This window comes from Arenibacter flavimaris (genome assembly GCF_030291335.1).
Classification (GTDB): Bacteria; Bacteroidota; Bacteroidia; order Flavobacteriales; family Flavobacteriaceae; genus Arenibacter.
The window spans coordinates 35,111-57,495 of sequence record NZ_JASWIM010000029.1; the positions used below are offsets into that span (position 1 = coordinate 35,111).

A 22,385-nucleotide genomic window follows, 5' to 3' on the forward strand; every position below is an offset into this window, starting at 1 on the left:
TTGTTATAAATTTTTAAGCGCAAGTTTTATAATGTCCTCTACGCTTAGTCCAGGGTCTTGGCCAACTATTTTATCCACAACCTTTTCAGCATGCTTGCGGACAAAACCAAGAACCTCTAATGCAGATAACGCTTCATCTTTATTTGTATTGTTTGATGGGGCGGAAAGTTCATCAATATCGTAGACTTTTAAAACCTTATCCTTTAGGTCCAGAATTACCCGTTGTGCCGTTTTGGCACCGATGCCTTTGATTCCCTGAATAGTAGGCACATCCCCTGTTGCAATGGCATCCCTAATTTGACTAGGGGACAGGGAAGACAACATGGTTCTGGCCGTACTGGATCCTATACCTGACACGGACAACAACAATCTGAATATCTCCCTTTCGGACTTTTCAGAGAACCCGAACAAAGTATGTGAATCTTCCTTTACTTGTAGATGGGTGTACAGTTGAATACTTTCCGAATCCCCAATTTTTGAAAACGTGTGCAAAGAAATATTTACAAAATATCCTACTCCCGCACATTCAATTACAATATGGGTTGGATTTTTTTCAACAAGTTTTCCTTTTAAATGGGTAATCATTTGTTATTGGGGATTTCAGAACCCAGCTTTCCAATATCTCGAAACCTGAATTTATTTCAACTATTCTACTTTTGTTTTTTTGCCAATTTTCTCTTTTCACGCTCTTGGGCGTCAATAACCGCAACAGCGGTCATATTGACCATCTCGTCCACACTGGCCCCTAATTGAAGGATATGAACGGAACGTCTCAAACCTACCATGATAGGACCAATGGAATCTGCCTGGTTCAATTCTTTCAGCAGCTTATAGGTAATGTTGGCCGACTCCAAATTGGGAAAAATAAGTGTATTTACTTTTTTACCGGACAATTTGGAAAAGGGAAATTTACCCTGATGCAGTTCCTTGTTCAAAGCAAAGTCGATTTGCAGTTCACCATCTACCACTAATTCCGGGTTGGTGGCATGCAATATTTTTACAGCTTCCTTGACTTTGGTAGCACGGGGATGTGTAGAAGATCCAAAATTGGCATAGGACAATAGGGCCATTACGGGGCTAAAGCCAAAAGTAACGGCTACATTGGCCGTCATCTTTGCAATTTCGGCGATTTCCTCGGCACTGGGATCGATGTTGATGGAAGTATCGGCCAAAAACAAGGGGCCTCTTTCGGTAATCATAATGTTCACCGTAGATACTTTCTTAACGTTGGCAGCCCTTCCTATTACTTCGAACACTGGTTTTACCACGGTTGGGTATGCTCTGGAGTATCCGGAAATCATACCATCGGCATCTCCCTCCAAAACCATCATTGCCGCAAAATAGTTACGCTCCCTCATCTTAGCACGGGCACTGAAAAGACTTACCCCGCTACGCTGTCTATTTTCAAAATACTTGGAAGCATATTGATTTCTTTTGTCATTGGCTTCATCGGCATGGGAATCTATAACGAGAATATCGGCGTCAAATTCCAATTCTTTCATCAATTCTGCAATAACTGCTTTATTCCCCAATAAAATTGGAATTGCCATCCCTTCTTCATAGGCAATTTGGGCAGCCTTTAGAACGTCCAGATGATCGGCCTCGGCGTATACAATTTTTTTAGGGTTCATTCTGGCACGGTCGTGAAGCAAACGGACTATTTTATTGTCATTCCCGGAGCGCTGTAATAATTCCTCCCTATACTTATCCCAATCATCAATAGGCATTTTGGCCACTCCACTCTCCATAGCCGCCTTTGCAACGGCAGGGGGTATCTCAGAAATCAATCTGGGATCAAAAGGTTTTGGAATTATATACTCCCGCCCAAAGGTCAACCTTGTTTGTCCGTAGGCGATATTCACCTGTTCCGGAACAGGCTCCTTGGTAAGTTCTGCCAAAGCCTTCACTGCCGCCATTTTCATAGCTTCGTTTATCTTGGTGGCCCTTACATCCAATGCCCCCCTAAAAATAAAAGGGAATCCCAAAACATTGTTCACTTGATTCGGATGATCGGACCTACCTGTGGCCATGATGATATCCTTTCTGGTTTTTATGGCCAGGTTATAATCTATTTCCGGATCGGGATTGGCCATGGCAAACACAATGGGATCTTTAGCCATGGACAATAACATTTTTTCTGAAACGATATCCTTTACGGAAAGACCAATAAAAACATCGGCATCTTTCATGGCCTCTTCTAAGGTATCGATTTTCCTATCCGTAGCAAACTCCAATTTCTCGGCAGACAAGTTATCCCGATCGCTCCGGATAACCCCTTTGCTATCCAACATTACAATATTTTTGTTTTTGGCCCCGAAAGCTTTGTACAGGCGGGTACATGAAACGGCAGCAGCACCTGCCCCACTGATTACGATACGGACATCACTAATTTTTTTGTTGGTAAGCACCAAAGCGTTCAAAAGTGCCGCGGCCGAAATTATAGCCGTTCCGTGTTGGTCATCGTGCATTACGGGAATATCCAGCTCCTCTTTTAAACGTCTTTCAATTTCAAAAGCTTCAGGAGCCTTAATGTCCTCCAAATTTATACCTCCAAACGTTGGAGCAATTATCTTTACGGTTTCAATGAATTTTTCAACATCGGTAGTGTCCAATTCAATGTCTATTCCATCTATATCTGCGAAAATCTTAAATAACAAGCACTTACCTTCCATCACCGGCTTTGAAGCCTCGGGACCAATATCGCCCAATCCTAGGACTGCGGTTCCATTGGATATTACGGCTACAATATTGCCTTTGGCCGTATACTTGTACACGTTGTCCTTGTCCTTGGCAATTTCCAGACAGGGCTCTGCCACACCGGGCGAATAGGCAAGACCTAAATCCCTTTGGGTGGCATAGGGTTTGGTAGGAACTATTTTTATCTTTCCAGGTTGTGGTTTGGCGTGGTACACCAGTGCTTCCCTTCTTGTCTTTTGCTTGCTCATATAGTGTGATATTAGAAAAACAAAGTTAAGAGTATTCTTTAAATTAAAAGGATTTAAAAAAGTAATCTACCATCGCTTCAAAAGAAGTAGTGTAATTCAATTTTTAATTACCCGGTCCAAAACTCCCACCAAATACGCAAAAATGGCACTCTCCAAGAAGGGAGCCGTTTCTTTTACAGTGGTGGGCCTACACTTAAGGAAACCTGTTCCCTACTTCAGAAATTCCAAATTCCTTTTTAAACCGGAAAATTTAGTACGTTTTACGGCAGATTTCTGGAACACCTTCTTAAAGACATCTTCTGTAATTTCCTCCCAATCCTTTTTGGCTGACCTCCCCTGACCCCTCCCAAGGAGGGGGATAGGTTCCGATAACGATAATGGGTCCTTAAAAAAATTAACTACCGTCCTACTTCAAAAACTCAATGTTTCGTTTTAAACCGGAGAATTTGGTGCGCTTTACGGCAGACTTCTGGAACACCTTCTTAAAGACATCTTCTGTAATTTCCTCCCAATCCTTTTTGGCTGACCTCCCCTGACCCCTCCCAAGGAGGGGGATAGGTTCCGATAACGATAATGGGTCCTGAAAATTTAACTTCCGTCCTACTTCAAAAACTCAATGTTTCGTTTTAAACCAGTGAATTTAGTATGTTTTACGGGAGATTTTTGAAACACCTTCTTAAAGACATCTTCTGTAATTTCTTCCCAATCCTTTTTGGCTGACCTCCCCTGACCCCTCCCAAGGAGGGGGATAGGTTCCGATAACGATAATGGGTCCTAAAAAAAAATTAACTTCCGTCCTACTTCAAAAACTCAATGTTTCGTTTTAAACCGGAGAATTTGGTGCGCTTTACGGCAGACTTCTGGAACACCTTCTTAAAGACATCGTCCGTAATTTCTTCCCAATCCTTTTTGGTCATTGAAAGTAAATCGGGATGGGGATGGAACAATGGTTCACGATGTGGTTTGGAGAAACGGTTCCAGGGGCATACATCTTGGCAAACATCGCAACCAAACATCCAATCATCCATTTTGTCCTTAAAGTCTGTGGGGATTTCATTCTTTAATTCGATGGTAAGGTACGAAATACACTTGCTTCCATCTACCACATAGGGTTCTACAATGGCCTGGGTAGGACAGGCATCGATACAGGCGGTACAGGTACCGCAATGATCGGTTACCCTATGGTCGTACTCCAATTCCAAGTCCACTATCAATTCTGCTATAAAATAAAAAGACCCCACTTGCTGGGTCAACAAATTACTGTGCTTCCCTATCCAGCCCAAACCGCTCTTTGCAGCCCAAGCCTTGTCCAAGACAGGAGCAGAATCCACAAAGGCCCTGCCGTTGACCTCTCCTATCTCTTGACCAATAAATTCTTGGAGTTGCCTTAATTTACTCTTAATGACATGGTGGTAATCCTGTCCGTAGGCATATTTGGATAGCTTAAAGGTATTTTCTTTTTGAGCTTCTCCTGGAAAGTAATTAAGCAAAAGGGATATGACCGATTTAGACCCTTCCACTAATTTGGTAGGATCCAAACGCTTATCGAAATGGTTTTCCATATAGCCCATTTCCCCCTGCATGTTCTTATTGAGCCACTTTTCCAACCTAGGGGCTTCCTCCTCCAAAAATTCGGCCCTGGAGATACCGCAAGATAAAAAGCCGAGGCGTTTGGCTTCGGTTTTTATTAGCTGTGTATGTTTAAGAATGTTCTTCAAAAAATTATCGTTCTGTAAAAAGTAAAGGTACGCTCTTTGGTTTAAGCGAAATCAAAGGATTGATCCCTATGTTTTTTAAAGTGCTGGATATGTTATATTTCTTCACAATTTCCGCTATGGCAATGATCATTTCATACATGGCAAAATTATTGCCCACGCACATTCTGGGGCCGGCCCCAAACGGATAGTAATGGTCCCCATAATCCTTTTTGTCCGCTTCCTTAAATCTATTGGGGTCATATTCCAATGGCCTGTTCCAAAAATGGCCATAGCGGTGTAATTCGTAAATGGACATAAGTACCATTGTACCTTTTGGGAGCGAAATATCTTCAAAGGTATCATCTTCTGTGGCCACCCTATCTATTACATAAACTGGCGGATACAGTCGCAATGCCTCCTCTATGCATTGCTTAACAAATTGAAGCTGCATCACTTCTTGCACCAAATCAACTCTGCCATCCTCCAGATCTACCTTGGACACCTCTTCATAAACCTGATCCTGAATTGCCGGATTTTTGGCCAAAAGAAACAGGGTAAAACTAAGTGCATTGGCCGTGGTTTCATGCCCTGCTGTAAAAAGAATCATCACTTCATCCAACAATTGCCCGTCCGGCATTGGGGAGCCATCCTCATATCGTGCCTTAAGCAGCATATCCAGCAAATCATCCTTTTCCAATCCCGAGCTCCTCCGCTCTTCAACAATTTCCAACAGTAGCCTCTTGCCTTCCCCGGCCATTTTCAAGTGCTTATCAATTTTACCACTGAGCCTATACCACCATTTTAGATATGGTTGCCGCATTTCTTTGATCAACATACGCTGATTGGCCTCGGTAATATACTGGAGCCGTGACATCTTTTCACGAATATCCGAACTACCGAAAAGGGATTTGGCAACCACCTGAAATGCAAGATCGCCCATAAGGGGAAAAACGTTCTGCACCTTACCAGGTTCTATTCGTTCCAGTTCCTGCAGTATGGCCTCCCTCATGACCCCCATTAAATTATGGAGCTTTTTCTTGTGAAAAGCGGGCTGCACCAATCTTCTATGTGTGCGCCAATGTTCACCACTGGAGGTTAGAATACCATGACCAACGTACTTGGCCAAATCCACTGTTTGCAAAGAGGATTTTTCGTATTTCTTATGTTGTTTTTGAAGAATATGCTTTATTAGTCCAGGGCTTCTGGTAAAAAGGACTATTTCCTTGGAACTTAATTGTACTTTAAAACAATCCCCATATGCCTCAAAATTTTCATGATGAAAGGGCAAGGGGTTTTTTAGGATTCTCCCCGCATTTTTTAAGACCTGAAATCTTGATACTAACTTCAAATTGAATATTTAAAAGTGGGGTTCTTCCGCCATAAAATACAAGTGGGCAACAACATCAAAAAAGACCTCCCTGAATATTGCCCTTGATCCTGCCCAGATGTCTATAGGCCAATTCCGTAACCTCCCTACCTCTTGGGGTCCTCATGATAAATCCTTGTTGGATCAAGAAAGGTTCATAAACCTCCTCTATGGTTTCTGCACTTTCAGAAACGGCTGTAGCCAAGGTAGTAATCCCCACAGGGCCTCCTTTAAACTTGTCTATAATGGTTGTCAATATCTTGTTGTCCATTTCGTCCAATCCGTGGGCATCCACATTCAAGGCCTTTAGTCCAAACTGTGAAATCTCTATGTCTATCTTTCCATTCCCTTTTATTTGGGCAAAGTCACGGACCCGTCTTAATAGGGCATTACATATTCTAGGAGTCCCCCGGCTTCTACCGGCTATTTCAATAGCGGCCTGTTGTGTAATAGGTGTCTTTAATATTTCGGCGCTACGTTCCACTATGGTGGAGAGCAATTCCGTGGAATAATATTGCAATCTGCTCTGTATCCCAAATCGTGCCCGCATAGGAGCTGTTAACAAACCCGAACGGGTCGTAGCCCCGATCAAGGTAAAGGGATTTAAATTGATCTGTACCGATCGGGCGTTGGGGCCCGATTCTATCATTATATCTATCTTATAATCTTCCATGGCAGAATATAAATATTCTTCCACTATTGGACTCAATCTATGAATCTCATCTATGAACAACACATCCCGTTCATCCAGATTGGTGAGCAACCCGGCCAAATCCCCTGGTTTATCCAACACAGGGCCCGAAGTCATTTTGATACCGACTCCCAATTCATTGGCCAAAATATGGGCCAAAGTAGTCTTGCCAAGACCCGGAGGACCATGGAACAAGGTGTGATCTAGGGCTTCCCCCCTTAAATTTGCGGCCTGAACAAAAATTTTCAGGTTTTCCAATACTTGTTCCTGCCCTGTAAAATCGTCAAAGGAAATAGGGCGCAATGCCCTTTCTATATCGAATTCCTCGTTGGAAAAATTACTGGCCGTAGGATCTAAATTCTCATTCATACTCCTACAAAGATAAAGGAAATTGGAATAGTTTTCCACGAAACAATTTTAAGGGCAGGGACATTTCCTTCTTTTAATTATGATTCCCATTCCTTTGTTCCCAAGAGCGGAAGAAAACAAATTAAAATACCTGTCCCAGACCCTACATATTTAAACGGGGGACCCCACCATGAAAACAGGGTGCATTGGCTGCGATATTTCATAGGACTACTGCCTTAAAATACTGTTTTTACTAAAAAATAATGTAAATTCATATTATGATAAAGACAACATATCCACCCAGTATCCTACAGTACATCCCCTTCTTTTTTGTTATTTGGTCCGATGACCTTTTGACCATTTCAGAGATTGCCGTTGTGAAAAAGATAATCGACAATGATCAAAACCTTTCTAAAAATGACAGGGAAATACTGAACGATTGGCTCAACACGGACCAGCCACCTTTGGATACGGAAATAAGATCTTGGCAACGGGCCATCTCCAATTCCGGTATCAAATTAGTGGAAGGCGACAACCACCCATTGACCTCCTTTAGCAGAAAATTAATTTCGCAAAACAGTTCGGAACATTTATTCAATGAAGGTCTATCGGCCATTGAAATAAACCTGGGCATACAACCCAACCATTACCACCATTTGTTCGAGGTGGAAGTTGTGTTGGAAAAAGCGTCCCATTTTTACGACCCAAAGGAAATTGACCAAATCTTTAAAGGTACTTACCATCGAGAAATAGATGAATTTAGAAACACTTTAAGCGATTCTGTTTTCTCTTGGGAAATAATACAGAACAAGGAGAATTTTAGGAAAAAAGTGTTGTCCCAGGTAAAACATTTGGCCAAGGCAGGATATGGTGCCATGGCCTACCCGGCAGCTTACGGGGGAACGGGCAATATGTCTTTATATGCCACCATTTTTGAAAATCTGATGTATGTGGATGGAAGCCTCACGGTGAAATTTGGGGTGCAATTTGGGCTTTTTGGAGGCAGTATACAGAAGTTGGGCACCAAAAAGCACCATGACCGTTATTTGACCGCTGTTGGAAAAGCCGAATTACTTGGTTGTTTTGCCATGACCGAAACGGGTCATGGGTCCAACGTAAGAGGTATTAAAACAACTGCCACCTATAATAAGGAAGATGACAGTATTACCATTCATACCCCAGGAAAGAACGACAACAAGGAATATATAGGAAATGCACTGCACGGTACAATGGCATCGGTATTTGCCCAACTCATCGTTGATGGAAAAAATCATGGTGTACATGCCATTTTAGTGCCTTTAAGGGACAGTGAAAATCGACTTATGCCGGGCGTACGCATTGAGGACAATGGCTACAAATTAGGGCTCAATGGCGTGGACAATGGTAAAATATGGTTCAACCAAGTGAAGGTACCTCGGGAAAATCTATTGAATAAATACGGAGACATAAAATCTGATGGCACATATTATTCCGACATAAAAAATCCGAACAAACGCTTTTTCACCATGCTCGGCACCTTGGTGGGAGGACGAATCTGTGTGGCCAAGGGAGCTTTGAGCGGTGCCAAAATGGCCCTGGCCATTGCCGTGAAATATGCCCTACATAGAAGGCAATTCAACGATAACCTAAAAATCCAAGAGGATTTGATCATGGATTACCCATCGCACCAACTAAGGCTTACCCCCGCCATTGCCAAATCATACGTTTATCATGTAACATTGGATTCTTTGATGAAAACCTATAGCGATGACAGCATTACGGATAAACGAAAAATAGAGACCCAGGTAGCCGGGCTAAAGGCTATGATTACCTGGTTTGCAAACCAAACTATTCAGGAATGCCGCGAAGCTTGCGGAGGCAAGGGCTATCTATTGGAAAATAGAATTGCCGACCTAAAGGCCGATGTGGATATATTTACCACCTTTGAAGGGGATAATACGGTACTATTGCAATTGGCCGCCAAAGGAGTTATGTCCGATTTTAGCGCCGAGTTCAACAGTGCAGGGTTTTCGGCCGTATTTAAACTATTGGGCACCCAAATAAGCGACAAATTGGTCACCATAAATCCACTATATGCCAACAAGGTAGACAAGGAGCATTTATACAATCCCAAGTTCCACCAACATGCCTTTGACTACAGAACCAGAAGGCTCACCTATTCCGCAGCTATGCGGATTAGGGATTATATTAAAAAAGGGGTACCTGCATATCAGGCCTTCCTAAAAGTACAGACCCATTTAATAGCTTTGGGAAAAGCCTATAGTTGTGAATTGGCCTATAATACGTATCTACAGTTTACAGAAAAGATAGAAGACAGGAAGAACCGGCAACTCTTTCAAAAACTTGGATGCCTATTTGCCCTATCCGAAATTCGGGAAGATGCCTCATGGTATTTGGAACAGGGCTATTTGGGAGGAACCAAGTCCAAGGCCATACGCCAGCGCGTAGAGCGTTTAAGCACGGAATTTAGACCACATATAGAGGTTTTGGTAGATGGTTTTGGTATTCCGGACCATTGTTTAACAGCACCAATAAGTAGTTAATTTTTACGCCGATATAGCTCTGAAGTGTCCAAAAATTCCTGCAGATTAATTTTGCTGTCACCATACACATATGTTTTGGATGAACCTTTGGAATTGAGATCCACTGTTGCGGTTGACAAGACTTCAGCGGAAGAACTTCCCTCCAAAATGGCTTCGACCGAATTGGCTTCCAATCTTTTTGCCTTCAAATCCGAACCGTCCAATAAATGGAACTGAAACACATTGGTAAAACCTTCCAAATCGGCCTTGGAATTGCGTTGCATATCCAATACAGTACTTTCCATAACCCCGAATAATCTTAAATCCGCTTTTTCTGCCAAGCGAATATTTAGGGTATCGCTGTCCACCTTAAAATTACCCCTACTATCATCGTTCATTGTTATTTGCATTGCATCGGCATCCACATCTATTTCCACCCTACCGGTTCCCCTGGTATTCACTTCCAGGAATTCGGTAGAAAAACGGTTATCAACCACAATATTTCCTTCATTGGCGTTGATAAGGAACAATTCATTAAAATTGACGGTAATATTCAATCTTTTCTTAGAGGTCACCTTATAATAGGAACTAATGAAAAGCGTTTCATTCTCAACCTTAAATTTTAAAATGTCGATTAAATTATCATCGGCCTCAATTATATATTCACCGGTAGCGGCCGCCTGAAGGTGGATATCCAGGTCATCATCCAATTGAATGGCATTAAAAGGTGCCAGAGCCTCCCTCACCTCTATAACATTCCTATTCCCTTTTATTTTTGGTTTACGCTGGGAATAGACCATACAACCAACCAATAACAAGAAAAACAAAAGTATATGTTTCACTTCCAATGTTTTACAATACATAATAAATCTTTATCTAAAAAAACTGCAATATCCATTGACCTTGGATTACCACAAATATCCAATTAATAAATAAGGCCAACAATACCGAATGGTTCAACGGACCTCGAATACGTAAATGGAAGGTACAAAAAAAGTCCATCTTAGGGATGGACTTTTAAAATTTGTTGAATTCCTATCGTTAGTGCTGCATCTCCTCCTCACCTTCGTAGAGTGGCATAATTTGAGGTACATAATCCTGACCTGGAATTATATACTCCCCATTATCATCGGTTTTGCTATAATCATATGGCCATCTATGTACTTCTGGAATTGCCCCAGGCCAGTTACCGTGAATATGCTCCACCGGGGTAGTCCATTCCAAGCTAGTTGCTTTCCATGGATTCTGAACCGCTTTTTTCCCATAGAAAATACTTCTTATAAAATTGAAGGCAAATATTAATTGAGCTCCAGCTGCAATAAGGGCAAATACTGTCATTAATACCTGTATATCGGTTAAGTCATCAAACATTGGGAAAGCTGTATTCTCGTAATACCTACGTGGTACCCCGGCCATTCCAACAAAATGCATGGGAAAGAAAACCCCATAGGAACAGACAGCCGTAATCCAAAAATGCACATAACCCATGTTCTTATCCATCATTTTTCCAAACATCTTAGGGAACCAATGGTAAACACCGGCAAACAATCCGTAAAGTGCAGATATTCCCATTACCAAGTGGAAGTGGGCAATAACGAAATATGTATCGTGTACGTTAATATCCAAGGTACTATCCCCAAGAATAATTCCGGTTAGTCCGCCAGAAATAAAAGTTGAAACCATACCAATGGAAAATAGCATTCCCGGGTTTAATTGCAGATTACCTTTCCATAATGTTGTAATCCAGTTAAATGCCTTCACCGCCGATGGTATAGCGATCAATAATGTTGTGAAGGTAAAAACAGAACCTAAGAAAGGGTTCATACCTGAAATAAACATATGGTGACCCCAAACTATGGTAGACAAGAATGCAATGGCCAAAATGGAGGCAATCATAGCCCTATATCCAAAAATAGGTTTACGGGAGTTTACGGCCATAATCTCCGATACCATACCCATGGCAGGCAAGATTACGATATACACCTCAGGGTGCCCTAAAAACCAGAATAAATGTTCGTATAAGACGGGAGAACCACCTTGATAATGCAATACCTCGCCCTGTATAAAAATATCAGACAAAAAGAAAGACGTACCAAAGCTTCTATCCATGATCAGAAGCAAAGCAGCTGATAATAATACCGGGAAAGAAACAACCCCTATAATCGCTGTAACAAAGAACGCCCAAATGGTCAAAGGCAGTCTCGTCATAGACATTCCCTTGGTCCTAAGGTTAATTACCGTAACAATATAATTTAACGAGCCCAATAAAGAAGATGCAATAAATATTGCCATCGCCACCAACCAGAGTGTCATACCCATACCTGAACCAGGTTGGGCCATTGGCAACGCGCTAAGTGGGGGATAAACCGTCCATCCGGCAGCCGCAGGTCCTGCCTCCAAAAACAAAGAAGAAAGCATAATTACAGAGGACAAAAAGAACAACCAGTACGAAATCATGTTCAAGAACCCTGATGCCATATCCCTAGCTCCAATTTGAAGCGGAATCAACAGGTTACTGAAGGTACCACTTAATCCTGCCGTTAGTACAAAGAATACCATGATAGTACCATGGATGGTAACCAATGCCAAGTAAACATCTGCATCCATCACCCCTCCCGGTGCCCATTTACCCAATATAAATTCAAATATTGCAAAAGATTCACCTGGCCAAGCCAATTGCATTCTAAACAATAATGACATCAAAATACCAATGAATCCCATTATAAGTCCAGTAATTAAATACTGCTTGGAAATCATTTTATGATCTTGACTAAAAATATACTTCGTCACAAAGGTTTCCTTGTGATGATGTCCGTGGTCATCTGAATGGTCTTCTACGTGTGCGTGAGCTGTTACAGACATAGTTCTATTTTTAAATTTTTTATAAAGTTATATATTAAGACTGAAATTATTGTGCAGAAGCCATCGACTTTCCAAAAGTCTTCTGACTTGCTATCCAAGCATTGTATTCCTCCTCGGTTTCAACAATAATTTTCATTTGCATATTGTAATGGGATTTTCCGCATATCTTGTTACACAACAGGACATAATCAAATTCCCATGGATCGGAATTGTCCAATCCCTTAGCTGCTTTTTCAGCCCTAATACCATTGATACGTTTTACCTTGTCCACAACATCAGGATTTTGTCTCATTTCCGCGGTGGTAATGGTAGGAGTAAAAGAGAATTGTGTAATCATACCTGGCACACAGTTCATTTGAGCCCTAAAATGAGGCATATAAGCAGAATGAAGCACATCTTGCGAACGCATCTTAAAATTGACCTTGCGCCCTACTGGCAAGTGCAATTCCTTTACGATAATATCATCGGCCGCATTTGGATCTGCACTGTCCAGCCCTAGAATGTTGGCATTATCAATATCGATCATCCTAACATTGGCATCACCCAAAACATTATCATTACCTGCATATCTGGCGGTCCAGTTAAATTGTTGGGCATAAAGCTCAATGGTCAAAGGATCGTCCTCATCATTGATATCCATAATATTGGTCCAAGCATACAATCCCCACAAAATTAATCCTGCCAGCACGATAACCGGGATAATGGTCCATATGAATTCCAAACGGTCGTTATCGGCATAGAACAATGCCTTCCTTTCCCTGTCACCCCTGTACTTAAATGCAAAGTAGTGCAATAGAAACTGGGTAAGGGTTTGTACTATGAAGATAATCACAAAAGACAACACCATTAACGAATCATACCCCCCACCATGCTCGGAAGCAGCTTCGGGCAAAAGCACTTTAGAATATTTCCAAAAGCTAAAAATGGTAATTCCATAAAGGAATATTAAAAAAGCGAACATCAAATACCCATTGTACTTATTATCCGTTTCGCTTGCTACTTGGGAATTGTTAGCTCTAATTTGTGACAATTCGAAGATCTTGGTCATTTGCCAGATTGCAATTGCCACTAATACTAAAACAACTATGGTCAATAATGGAGTCATCGTATGATTTGAAATTATACTTATATACTAAATACTAATAATGAAAATGCTTACTCTCTTCTATAAACGGATTGCGTTTTGGCTGCAATGGAGCCTTGGTCAACGCCCTGAACACAAAAAAGATAAACAATCCTGCAAAGAACAAAATAGACCCAATTTCAGGGATACCAATAAACCACTGATCTCCAACCGTAGCAGGCATTATGGCGTTAAATATATCCAAATAATGCCCGGCCAAAATTACTATCCCGGTCATGATAACAAACCAATTGACCCTTTTAAAATCACTGTTCATCAACAAGAGTACTGGGAACAAAAAGTTCATGGCCACCATTCCAAAAAATGGCAGATTGAAATCCGCTATCCTGGTTACGTAATACGTTACTTCTTCCGGAATATTGGAATACCAGATCAACATAAATTGGGAGAACCATAAATAGGTCCAAAAAATACTGATTCCGAACATGAACTTGGCCAAATCATGAATGTGGCTATCATTAACATCGGGCAAATACCCCCTAGACTTAAGATAAATCGTAACCATTGCAATAACGGTAATCCCAGAAACAAACATACTTGCAAAGATGTACCAACCAAATAAGGTACTGAACCAGTGCGGATCCACACTCATGACCCAATCCCAGGACATCATGGATTCCGATATTAAATAGAATACCAAAAATGCCGCCGAAATCCTAAAATTCAGCTTAAAATTGGAGTCATCATTGGATTCATCCTGAGCCAAGGACAACTTACGGGAATACTCCCTATATAAGATCCAGCCTCCCAAGAAGACGGCTGCCCTGATCAAGAAAAAAGTGCCATTAAGAAAACCTGCCTTCCCTTGCAAAAGGGCATCATGTGCAACCACTTCAGGGTCCATCCATACGAACAAATGATTCATATGGGCTACAGACATGGCCAATATTACAAATACCACAATACCTCCTGGTACCAGATAGGCCGTAATCCCTTCCATTACCCTGAAAAGCAATGGGGACCAACCAGCCTGGGCCGCACGCTGAATAGCGTAAAATGCCAATACACCCAATGCAATCATAAAAAAGAAAAAAGCTGCCACGTATAATGCCGCCCATGGTTTATTCTGCAATTGATGCAATAAATGCTCATCATGGGATGCATCGTGCGTATCCCCATGTCCCATTTCGTCACCATGACTCTCCACAACCGCATGGGCATCCCCATGACCGTCCCCGTGTGCGGCAACAATTGCCTTTGCCTCCTCTACAGTACTTGGCGCAGCCATAAAACCGATACCAATTCCCAAAACGCCCACAGCCATTAAAATGAAGGAAGCAATTTTTAATCTATTTGAAAAAGTGTACATATTGCTAATATCTAGGTCTTATTTTGTTAAATCTTCTTTCAATTTCATTACGTATTCAGAAACCTTCCAACGCTCTTCAGTATCCAATTGTCCTGCATAGGAACCCATTGAGTTCAAACCGTAGTAGATGGTATGATAGGAGGTCCCGACAGTTATGTTCCTAGCTACATCCGCATAGCTGGGCACGCCCAATATCTTTTCCCTTTTCACCAAGTTCCCTTGTCCATCACCTTTATCTCCGTGACAAATTGCACAATAAATGGTATATAATTCTTTACCTACAGCTAGATTGTCCTCTTTATTTAGAGAATCCAAGGGACTTGGATTAAGTCTTGCCAATTCCTTCCCTTCCATGGTATTTTCAATTCCGTAAGGTATCCATCCCCTTGCTACGGTATTCTCGGCCGGAAGTCCGGCTTCCATCCCATCTGGTAGAAAATCCACTTTCTGGTAGGTCTCATAACCTACGGACTCATACATATTGGGCATGTATTGATAGTTTCTGCTATTTGTGTTTGCACAAGAAGCAACTAATAATACCAAACCAAACAAGACTCCTATTTTGCTAAAACTGTTCATAATATCTATGACTACTTTTCTGTAATATTAATTTCGACTGCTCCCGTATCCATCAACAAATCCTTCAATTCCTGTTCGTTGCCGTGAATCTCGATTTCCATTAAAAAATGATCATCTGTGGTTCTTACGTCCGGATTTTCAGCTTCTTTAAAAGGCCATAACCTACTTCTTAGATAAAAAGTAATTACCATTAAATGCGCCGCAAAAAATACAGTCAACTCAAACATAATAGGCACAAAAGCCGGCATGTTTTCCAGATAGCTAAAACTAGGCTTGCCCCCAATATCCTGAGGCCAATCCTGGATCATAATGTAATTCATCATTACAATGGCCACCGTAAGACCAACACAACCATACATAAAGGACGTAATTGCGATCCTAGTTGGGGCCAGCCCCATTGCTTTGTCCAAACCATGCACCGGAAAAGGACAATAAACTTCTTCAATATGATGCTTTGCCGCTTTTACCTTTTTAACAGCATGCATTAGCACATCGTCATCATTATAAAAAGCATGTATAACTTTCGACGCCATAATTATTTCTTATTATTTAAAATCTTTGCTTGTCCTGCCCAATCGTCTCTTTGTGCCCTACCCGGGAACGATTCCGTAATGGAATCCAACAGATCATACTCTTTATCGGTCATACGACCAACCTGTGCAAATGTGTATATTCCAATTTGATTCAAGGTCGCTTCCATTTGTGGCCCAATACCTTTGATCTTCTTAAGATCATCGGCGGTCTCCTTGGTAGGATCAAAGGTACCTATGGTACCCAAGAGTTCAGATACCCCAACTTTATCACCAGCTTTTGGAACAACTTCCCCCATCAAAACATCATCCGTTATTGGTTCTTTTTCCTTCACCTCCGTTTTACTTGTGGTTATCTCATATAAAGGCTTGCCTGCATCCCTCAATTTCTTATACTTCTCCCCTGAGGATTTTAATATGGACTTCACCTCTGCCTGTGCAATAACCGGGAAAGTTCTGGCATACAATAGAAACAGTACGAAAAAGAAGCCAATTGTTCCAATGAATATCCCTATATCCACAAATGTTGGAGAGAACATGGTCCATGAAGACGGAAGGTAATCCCTATGTAAAGAAGTTACGATAATTACAAAACGCTCAAACCACATCCCTATGTTTACTACAATTGAGATAAAGAAAGAGAACATGATACTTGTCCTAAGCTTTTTGAACCACATAAACTGCGGAGAGAACACGTTACAGGTCATCATTGCCCAATACGCCCACCAATAAGGTCCGGTAGCCCTGTTCAAGAATGCATACTGTTCGTACTCCACACCGGAATACCAAGCCATAAACAACTCCGTAATATAGGCACAACCTACAATGGAACCGGTCAACATAATTACGATGTTCATCAATTCTATATGCTGTACGGTTATATAGGCCTCCAAATGACACACTTTTCTCATAATGATCAACAAAGTGTTCACCATGGCGAAACCGGAGAAAATAGCCCCTGCAACGAAGTATGGTGGAAAGATGGTAGTATGCCATCCCGGTATTACCGAGGTAGCAAAGTCAAAGGATACAATGGTATGCACCGAAAGTACCAATGGTGTGGCCAAACCTGCCAAGACCAAGGAAACTTCCTCAAAACGCTGCCAATCTTTGGCGCGCCCCGACCATCCAAAACTTATTAAACTGTATATTTTCTTTTGGAAAGGCCTAACCGCCCTATCACGTATCATAGCAAAATCCGGTAGCAAGCCTGTCCACCAGAATACCAAGGACACCGATAGGTAGGTTGAAATAGCAAATACATCCCAAAGCAACGGTGAATTGAAGTTAACCCATAGCGATCCAAATTGGTTCGGGATAGGCAATACCCAATAAGCCAACCAAGGGCGACCCATGTGGATAATGGGAAATAATCCCGCCTGTACCACCGAGAAAATGGTCATCGCCTCCGCCGAACGGTTAATAGCCATTCTCCATTTCTGCCTAAACAGCAATAGTACCGCAGAGATCAAGGTTCCAGCATGACCGATACCTACCCACCAAACGAAGTTGGTAATATCCCAGGCCCAGCCTACTGTTTTATTTAATCCCCATGTACCGATACCTGTAGATACCGTGTAAATTATACAGCCAACACCCCATAGGAATGCCGCTAATGCAATGGAAAATACAATCCACCAATGCTTATTGGCTTTCCCTTCAACCGGAGCTGCAATGTCCACGGTTACATCGTGGTATCCTTTATCTCCAAGAACTAAGGGTTTTCGTATAGGTGCTTCGTAATGCGACGCCATAATTTAATATATAGTTACGTTCCTTTAATTTGATTAAGCTTCGTTCGTATTCCTCACTTTCACGTGATAAAAAACATTTGGTTTGGTTCCAACATGCTCCAACAAGTGATACATGCGGTTACTCTCCTTTAATTTTACAATTTCGCTTTCGGCATCATTTACATCCCCAAACTTCATAGCACCACTACTACATGCTGCAGAACAAGCGGTTTGAAACTCCCCGTCCTTAACAACACGACCATCACGCTTGGCGTCTAAAATAGTCTTCTGTGTCTTCTGGATACACATAGAGCATTTTTCCATAACACCTCTAGACCTAACGGTAACATCCGGATTGATCACCATCTTACCTAGATCATTGTTCATATGATAATCAAACTCATCGTTCTCATTGTACAGGAACCAGTTGAATCGTCTTACTTTATACGGACAGTTGTTGGCGCAATACCTAGTTCCAACACATCTGTTATAAGCCATGTGGTTTTGGCCCTGACGTCCGTGTGAAGTTGCCGCAACCGGACAAACCGTCTCACAGGGTGCATGGTTACAATGCTGACACATTACAGGCTGGAATGCCACTTGAGGATTGGCTGATGGATCTTCCATTTCACCAAATCCACCCAAGGATCCCTTATCCCCGAACAGGCCATCGAATTCTTCTTTCTTGGTATCATCTTGCGCAAAAGTGTCTTCCGAACTATAATACCTATCGATACGCAACCAGTGCATATCCCTTGATTTTCTTACTTCAGCCTTTCCTACTACCGGAACGTTGTTCTCGGCATGACAGGCAATAACACAGGCCCCACACCCAGTACAGGCATTCAGATCTATGGACAAATTAAAATGATGTCCTATTGATCTATCAAAGCTATCCCACAAATCTACCGATGTAGCCGGAACCTCCTGATGATCCAATGACACCACAGGAACAACATTCCACTCCTTGGCATCTTTGGTATTAAATATCTCTAAGGTAGTTTCCTTAATAATATCTCCCCTACCCATTAATGTCTTATGCAATTGCACACAGGCAAACTCGTGCATCCCTGCGGACTTTTCTATGGTCACATTCTGAGTATTGGAGAAATCCTTGTATAATGCATAGGCATTCACTCCAGTTTGCATTTCGCTTTTCATCCCCACGGTTTTCCCGTATCCAAAAGAAAGCCCTAAAGAACCTGGAGCCTGACCTGGCTGAACGATCACAGGAACACCATCCAGAGCAACCCCGTCAACCGTAAGTTTTACATAGCTACCGTTTAAACCACCATCGGCCACATTTTCATTGATCAAGTTTAACTTCTCCGCATCAGCCTTGGAAACAGTTACGTAGTTATCCCACGAAACCCTGGTTATTGGATCCGGAAACTCTTGCAACCAAGGATTGCTCGCTTGCTGTCCGTCACCCATTCCAACCTTGGAATACAAAGTAAGCTCCATTCCATCTGCGGTAGCAGTGGACAAACTTCTGATTGCGGAAGCCAATGGTACCTCGGTGGTCATCTCCTCCTCTTCCGCTACCTTAGGGGCAACAGCCGCCACAACATCTTCACCCATCGCTGGAACCGACACCAAAACACCGTCGTGCAATGCCTGATTCCAGTCATTACCCGCCAATATACCTGCGCTCCAAGTTTCCTTTATGTAATCGTAATATGTTTTATCACTGTCCATCCACTGCAACATAGCCGTTTGGAACTGTCTTGTATCAAACAATTCCTTTATGGTAGGCTGCATAAGACTGTAATGTCCTTTCTTTAATTGAGCGTCGCCCCAAGATTCCAAATAATGGTTTGAAGCGGCAACGTACTGCACCAATTCAGTGGTCTCATTTCTATTGGTAGAGAAGGCCACTGTTAAATCGACACTCTTGATTCCTTCCACAAAATCCGTGGCATTTGGCAACGAATAGACTGGATTAACCCCGTCCATCAACAAAGCACCCACCTTACCGGATTTCATATCGGCCAATAAAGTTTTCACAGCCTGAACATTACCCTGTCTCACATATTTGGGAGCCGCAGCATCAAACGCCTTGCTCCCCAACATTTCATTAATGGCCAGGACAACCGCCTGGGCATTCACATCCTCTATTCCCGTTACAACAACGGCATTGGATTTATTCTTCAACACTTGAGCGGCTACTGCATCCAACGCAGCCTTTGCGCTTTCAGGAAGATTACCACCACCGGCAGTACCATTTAATTTTCCATAGAAATAAGCCAAAGCCACCTTTTGCTCCGAAGGAGTCAAGGGCACCCTTTTGTCCGCATTGGCTCCGGTCAAGGACATATTGGCCTCGAACTGTACATGCCTGGACATTTTTCCATTTTTAGGAACCCTGCCCTTGGAATACCCGGCATCATATCCACCACCTTGCCAGTCCCCTAAGAAATCGGCACCGAAGGAAACAATGATATCCGCATTTGCAAAATTGTAATCTGCCAATGCCCTCTCGCCATACTTGGCCTCAAAAGCCGTAAGCGCGGCATCTTCGGATATGGCATCATAGGTAATATGATCCACATTTCCGTAGGCTTCCCGGAATTCAGCAATCAATCTAGTAGTAGAAGGACTTGCATATGTCTGCGATAATATCGCTATTTTTTTTGTTGAATTTTTTAAAGAAGCCAATTTAGACTTAACCGCCGCATCCAATTCGCTCCAAGCAATTGCCTCACCATTAAAGGTAGGCCCTTGCAAACGTGTACTGTCATACAAGGACAATACCGAAGCCTGAACACGCGCATTGGCACTACCGCCAATTTTTGCATCCGTATTATTTTCTATTTTAATTGGTCTTCCCTCACGGGTCTTCACCAAAATACTGGCAAAATCAAAACCATCTGCTATAGTCGTAGCGTAAAAATTAGCCACCCCGGGAATGATATTATCCGGTTTCACCACATAAGGAATAGATTTGGTCACAGGACCCTCACATGCCGCCAATGAAGCCGCAGCCGTACTAAATCCGACATACTTTAGAAAATCCCTTCTGTTGGTCGAAGATGCCGCCAATGTTTCCTTATCACCCAAGAAATCATCTACAGGAATCTCTTGAACAAATTCATTTTGTCTTAGCGTCTCAACAATGGAATCGTTGGGGTTTAATTCCGCCTCGCTTTTCCAGTATTTTTTGTTTGATGACATATTATATATCTGAAATTATCTTCTAGTTAGTTTGATTAATAGTGACACTTACCACATTCCAATCCACCCATTTGAGCGGCAGTAAGTTTATCTACCCCATATTTTTGGGAAAGTTCAGCATGAATCTTTTCATAATACTCATTACCCTCCACCTTAACATTGGTTTCACGGTGACAGTTTATACACCATCCCATGGTCAAAGGAGAATACTGATACATAATTTCCATCTCCTCAACAGGACCATGACAAGTCTGACATTCAATTCCCGCAACAGATACGTGCTGGGAGTGATTGAAGTAGGCAAAATCCGGAAGATTATGGATCCTCACCCATTCAACCGGTTTGGATTCCCCTGTATATTTTTGATTTTCCTCATCCCATCCCACAGCTTTGTACAATTTCTTGATTTCACCGGTATAGAACTCATTGGTATATCCATTTGCCAAATCTTCCGCACTTGGCCCTTCTGGATTACCTTTGTATTCATAAATAGATTTATGACAATTCATACACACATTTAAGGATGGAATTCCAGAAGTTTTGGAAACCCTTGCTGAAGAGTGGCAATATTTACACTCTATAGCATTATCACCAGCGTGAATTTTATGGGAATAATGAATAGGCTGAATCGGGGCATACCCTTGATCCACACCAACCTGCATCATCCAACCATACGCAAAATAGGCCGCGCTCAATAACAGAAAAATAGAAAAGACCAAAACCAAAAATTGATTTTGCGCAAAAGCCTTCCAAATTGGCAGCCTTTTCTCCGCCAACTCTTTTTCCAAGACCACTCCATTAGCCTCCGCAATACGCCTTAAGGTTTTGTTCACCAAAACCAGCATCATTACCAACAAGGCAAAAACCAATGCCAGCGCACCCAGTATAATCTCATTGGAGATGCCAGAGGAACTTCCTCCACCCGGCACACTTTCAGCCGCACCAACAGGAGCCGCTGCCACCACAGGGGGAGCATCCGTATAAGCCAAAATATCATCGATATCCTGATTGGACAAAGTAGGAAAGGGCGTCATGGCCGCCTGATTGTACTCATTGTAAATCTTTACAGCAGCAGCATCCCCGGCCTTGACCATGGCTGAACTGTTCTTGATCCACTGATACAGCCACTCCTTATCATGCCTCTCGGTTACCCCGGCCAATGCCGGACCGGTCATTTTCTTGTTCAAAGAGTGACAAGCTGCACAATTCTGGTTAAACAACTGCTTACCCTTAACAGCATCACCCTCACCTGATGGGGCCGCTGCAGCTTCTTGGGCAAGAAGTGAATTTGAAAGCAGCAATACTACTACCAGACTGACACCTAAAACTTTAGAAATTAGATTGCGGTATGGAACCTTTTTCATATTAAAAATATTTCTATCGAAAGTTTGGCATGATATTTATACATTCACAATAATAAATATATTGACCATGCTCAAATTGATGGCAAAAATACACATTAGACTTTATTTGGGAAATGTTAAG

The 22,385-nt window shown here is 42.1% G+C and carries 15 protein-coding genes and 2 pseudogenes; 1 reads left to right on the forward strand and 16 read right to left on the reverse strand.

Translation table 11 applies throughout. The features are described 5' to 3' along the window. Positions 1 to 3: 3 nt before the first annotated feature. The 7 genes and pseudogenes from ruvA to ruvB all read right to left on the reverse strand — a co-directional run bounded on the left by ruvA (position 4) and on the right by ruvB (position 7,068). Positions 4 to 585: a Holliday junction branch migration protein RuvA gene (gene ruvA / locus QSE00_RS18840; RefSeq protein WP_110355531.1), complete on the reverse strand. Its 582-nt coding sequence runs from the start codon at positions 583 to 585 to the stop codon at positions 4 to 6. A gap of 65 nt (positions 586 to 650) precedes the next feature. Beyond that, positions 651 to 2,945 carry an NADP-dependent malic enzyme gene (locus tag QSE00_RS18845; protein WP_286107062.1) on the reverse strand — a complete coding sequence of 765 codons (2,295 nt, stop codon included), beginning with the start codon at positions 2,943 to 2,945 and terminating at the stop codon, positions 651 to 653. 210 nt (positions 2,946 to 3,155) lie between these two features. Beyond that, a pseudogene (locus QSE00_RS18850) lies at positions 3,156 to 3,269 on the reverse strand (tRNA epoxyqueuosine(34) reductase QueG); the annotation flags it as partial. An 82-nt stretch (positions 3,270 to 3,351) separates the two neighbouring features. Next, positions 3,352 to 3,465 (reverse strand): annotated as a pseudogene (locus QSE00_RS18855) (tRNA epoxyqueuosine(34) reductase QueG); the annotation flags it as partial. Between the two features lie 277 nt (positions 3,466 to 3,742). After that, positions 3,743 to 4,663 carry a tRNA epoxyqueuosine(34) reductase QueG gene (gene queG, locus QSE00_RS18865; protein WP_286107063.1) on the reverse strand — a complete coding sequence of 307 codons (921 nt, stop codon included), beginning with the start codon at positions 4,661 to 4,663 and terminating at the stop codon, positions 3,743 to 3,745. Positions 4,664 to 4,667: 4 nt separating this feature from the next. Beyond that, positions 4,668 to 5,990, reverse strand: a complete 1,323-nt coding sequence (locus QSE00_RS18870; protein ID WP_286107064.1) for a cytochrome P450 — start codon at positions 5,988 to 5,990, stop codon at positions 4,668 to 4,670. A gap of 55 nt (positions 5,991 to 6,045) precedes the next feature. Next, on the reverse strand, positions 6,046 to 7,068 hold the full coding sequence (ruvB, locus tag QSE00_RS18875; protein ID WP_031442397.1) for a Holliday junction branch migration DNA helicase RuvB: 1,023 nt from the start codon (positions 7,066 to 7,068) through the stop codon (positions 6,046 to 6,048). A gap of 257 nt (positions 7,069 to 7,325) precedes the next feature. Between ruvB and QSE00_RS18880 the strand changes: the two genes are divergently transcribed. Beyond that, a complete protein-coding gene (locus QSE00_RS18880; protein WP_286107065.1) occupies positions 7,326 to 9,590 on the forward strand; it encodes an acyl-CoA dehydrogenase family protein in 2,265 nt (754 codons plus the stop codon). Here QSE00_RS18880 and QSE00_RS18885 read toward each other — a convergent pair. The 9 genes from QSE00_RS18885 to QSE00_RS18925 all read right to left on the reverse strand — a co-directional run bounded on the left by QSE00_RS18885 (position 9,587) and on the right by QSE00_RS18925 (position 22,264). Continuing rightward, complete coding sequence (locus QSE00_RS18885) at positions 9,587 to 10,411, reverse strand: GIN domain-containing protein (protein ID WP_181422838.1); 825 nt, start codon at positions 10,409 to 10,411, stop codon at positions 9,587 to 9,589. The genes QSE00_RS18880 and QSE00_RS18885 overlap by 4 nt on opposite strands. Positions 10,412 to 10,610: 199 nt before the next feature. After that, positions 10,611 to 12,431: a cytochrome c oxidase subunit I gene (locus tag QSE00_RS18890; RefSeq protein WP_110355525.1), complete on the reverse strand. Its 1,821-nt coding sequence runs from the start codon at positions 12,429 to 12,431 to the stop codon at positions 10,611 to 10,613. Between the two features lie 46 nt (positions 12,432 to 12,477). After that, positions 12,478 to 13,536 (reverse strand): cytochrome c oxidase subunit II, encoded by a 1,059-nt coding sequence (locus QSE00_RS18895; RefSeq protein WP_110355524.1) that lies wholly within the window; start codon positions 13,534 to 13,536, stop codon positions 12,478 to 12,480. Between the two features lie 34 nt (positions 13,537 to 13,570). Then, entirely contained in the window at positions 13,571 to 14,884 is a 1,314-nt protein-coding gene (locus tag QSE00_RS18900; RefSeq protein WP_286107066.1) for a quinol:cytochrome C oxidoreductase, read from the reverse strand. Between the two features lie 18 nt (positions 14,885 to 14,902). After that, entirely contained in the window at positions 14,903 to 15,463 is a 561-nt protein-coding gene (locus tag QSE00_RS18905; RefSeq protein WP_286107067.1) for a c-type cytochrome, read from the reverse strand. Positions 15,464 to 15,474: 11 nt separating this feature from the next. Then, positions 15,475 to 15,996, reverse strand: a complete 522-nt coding sequence (locus QSE00_RS18910) for a DUF3341 domain-containing protein (RefSeq protein ID WP_110355521.1) — start codon at positions 15,994 to 15,996, stop codon at positions 15,475 to 15,477. Between the two features lie 2 nt (positions 15,997 to 15,998). Beyond that, positions 15,999 to 17,747 (reverse strand): NrfD/PsrC family molybdoenzyme membrane anchor subunit, encoded by a 1,749-nt coding sequence (gene nrfD / locus QSE00_RS18915; protein ID WP_286107068.1) that lies wholly within the window; start codon positions 17,745 to 17,747, stop codon positions 15,999 to 16,001. A gap of 33 nt (positions 17,748 to 17,780) precedes the next feature. Beyond that, entirely contained in the window at positions 17,781 to 20,900 is a 3,120-nt protein-coding gene (locus QSE00_RS18920) for a TAT-variant-translocated molybdopterin oxidoreductase (protein ID WP_286107069.1), read from the reverse strand. A gap of 35 nt (positions 20,901 to 20,935) precedes the next feature. Then, the gene (locus tag QSE00_RS18925; RefSeq protein WP_286107070.1) at positions 20,936 to 22,264 is read right to left on the reverse strand and encodes a c-type cytochrome; all 1,329 of its coding nucleotides are present in this window, start codon (positions 22,262 to 22,264) and stop codon (positions 20,936 to 20,938) included. Between the last annotated feature and the right edge of the window lie 121 nt (positions 22,265 to 22,385).

Excerpts from the sequence above, each read along its gene's own strand:
- ruvA (WP_110355531.1), bottom strand. The coding sequence starts at position 585 with ATGATTACCCATTTAAAAGGAAAACTTGTTGAAAAAAATCCAACCCAT.
- QSE00_RS18845 (WP_286107062.1), bottom strand. The coding sequence starts at position 2,945 with ATGAGCAAGCAAAAGACAAGAAGGGAAGCACTGGTGTACCACGCCAAA.
- ruvB (WP_031442397.1), bottom strand. The coding sequence starts at position 7,068 with ATGAATGAGAATTTAGATCCTACGGCCAGTAATTTTTCCAACGAGGAA.
- QSE00_RS18880 (WP_286107065.1), top strand. The coding sequence starts at position 7,326 with ATGATAAAGACAACATATCCACCCAGTATCCTACAGTACATCCCCTTC.
- QSE00_RS18890 (WP_110355525.1), bottom strand. The coding sequence starts at position 12,431 with ATGTCTGTAACAGCTCACGCACACGTAGAAGACCATTCAGATGACCAC.
- QSE00_RS18895 (WP_110355524.1), bottom strand. The coding sequence starts at position 13,536 with ATGACTCCATTATTGACCATAGTTGTTTTAGTATTAGTGGCAATTGCA.
- QSE00_RS18900 (WP_286107066.1), bottom strand. The coding sequence starts at position 14,884 with ATGTACACTTTTTCAAATAGATTAAAAATTGCTTCCTTCATTTTAATG.
- QSE00_RS18905 (WP_286107067.1), bottom strand. The coding sequence starts at position 15,463 with ATGAACAGTTTTAGCAAAATAGGAGTCTTGTTTGGTTTGGTATTATTA.
- QSE00_RS18910 (WP_110355521.1), bottom strand. The coding sequence starts at position 15,996 with ATGGCGTCGAAAGTTATACATGCTTTTTATAATGATGACGATGTGCTA.
- nrfD (WP_286107068.1), bottom strand. The coding sequence starts at position 17,747 with ATGGCGTCGCATTACGAAGCACCTATACGAAAACCCTTAGTTCTTGGA.
- QSE00_RS18920 (WP_286107069.1), bottom strand. The coding sequence starts at position 20,900 with ATGTCATCAAACAAAAAATACTGGAAAAGCGAGGCGGAATTAAACCCC.
- QSE00_RS18925 (WP_286107070.1), bottom strand. The coding sequence starts at position 22,264 with ATGAAAAAGGTTCCATACCGCAATCTAATTTCTAAAGTTTTAGGTGTC.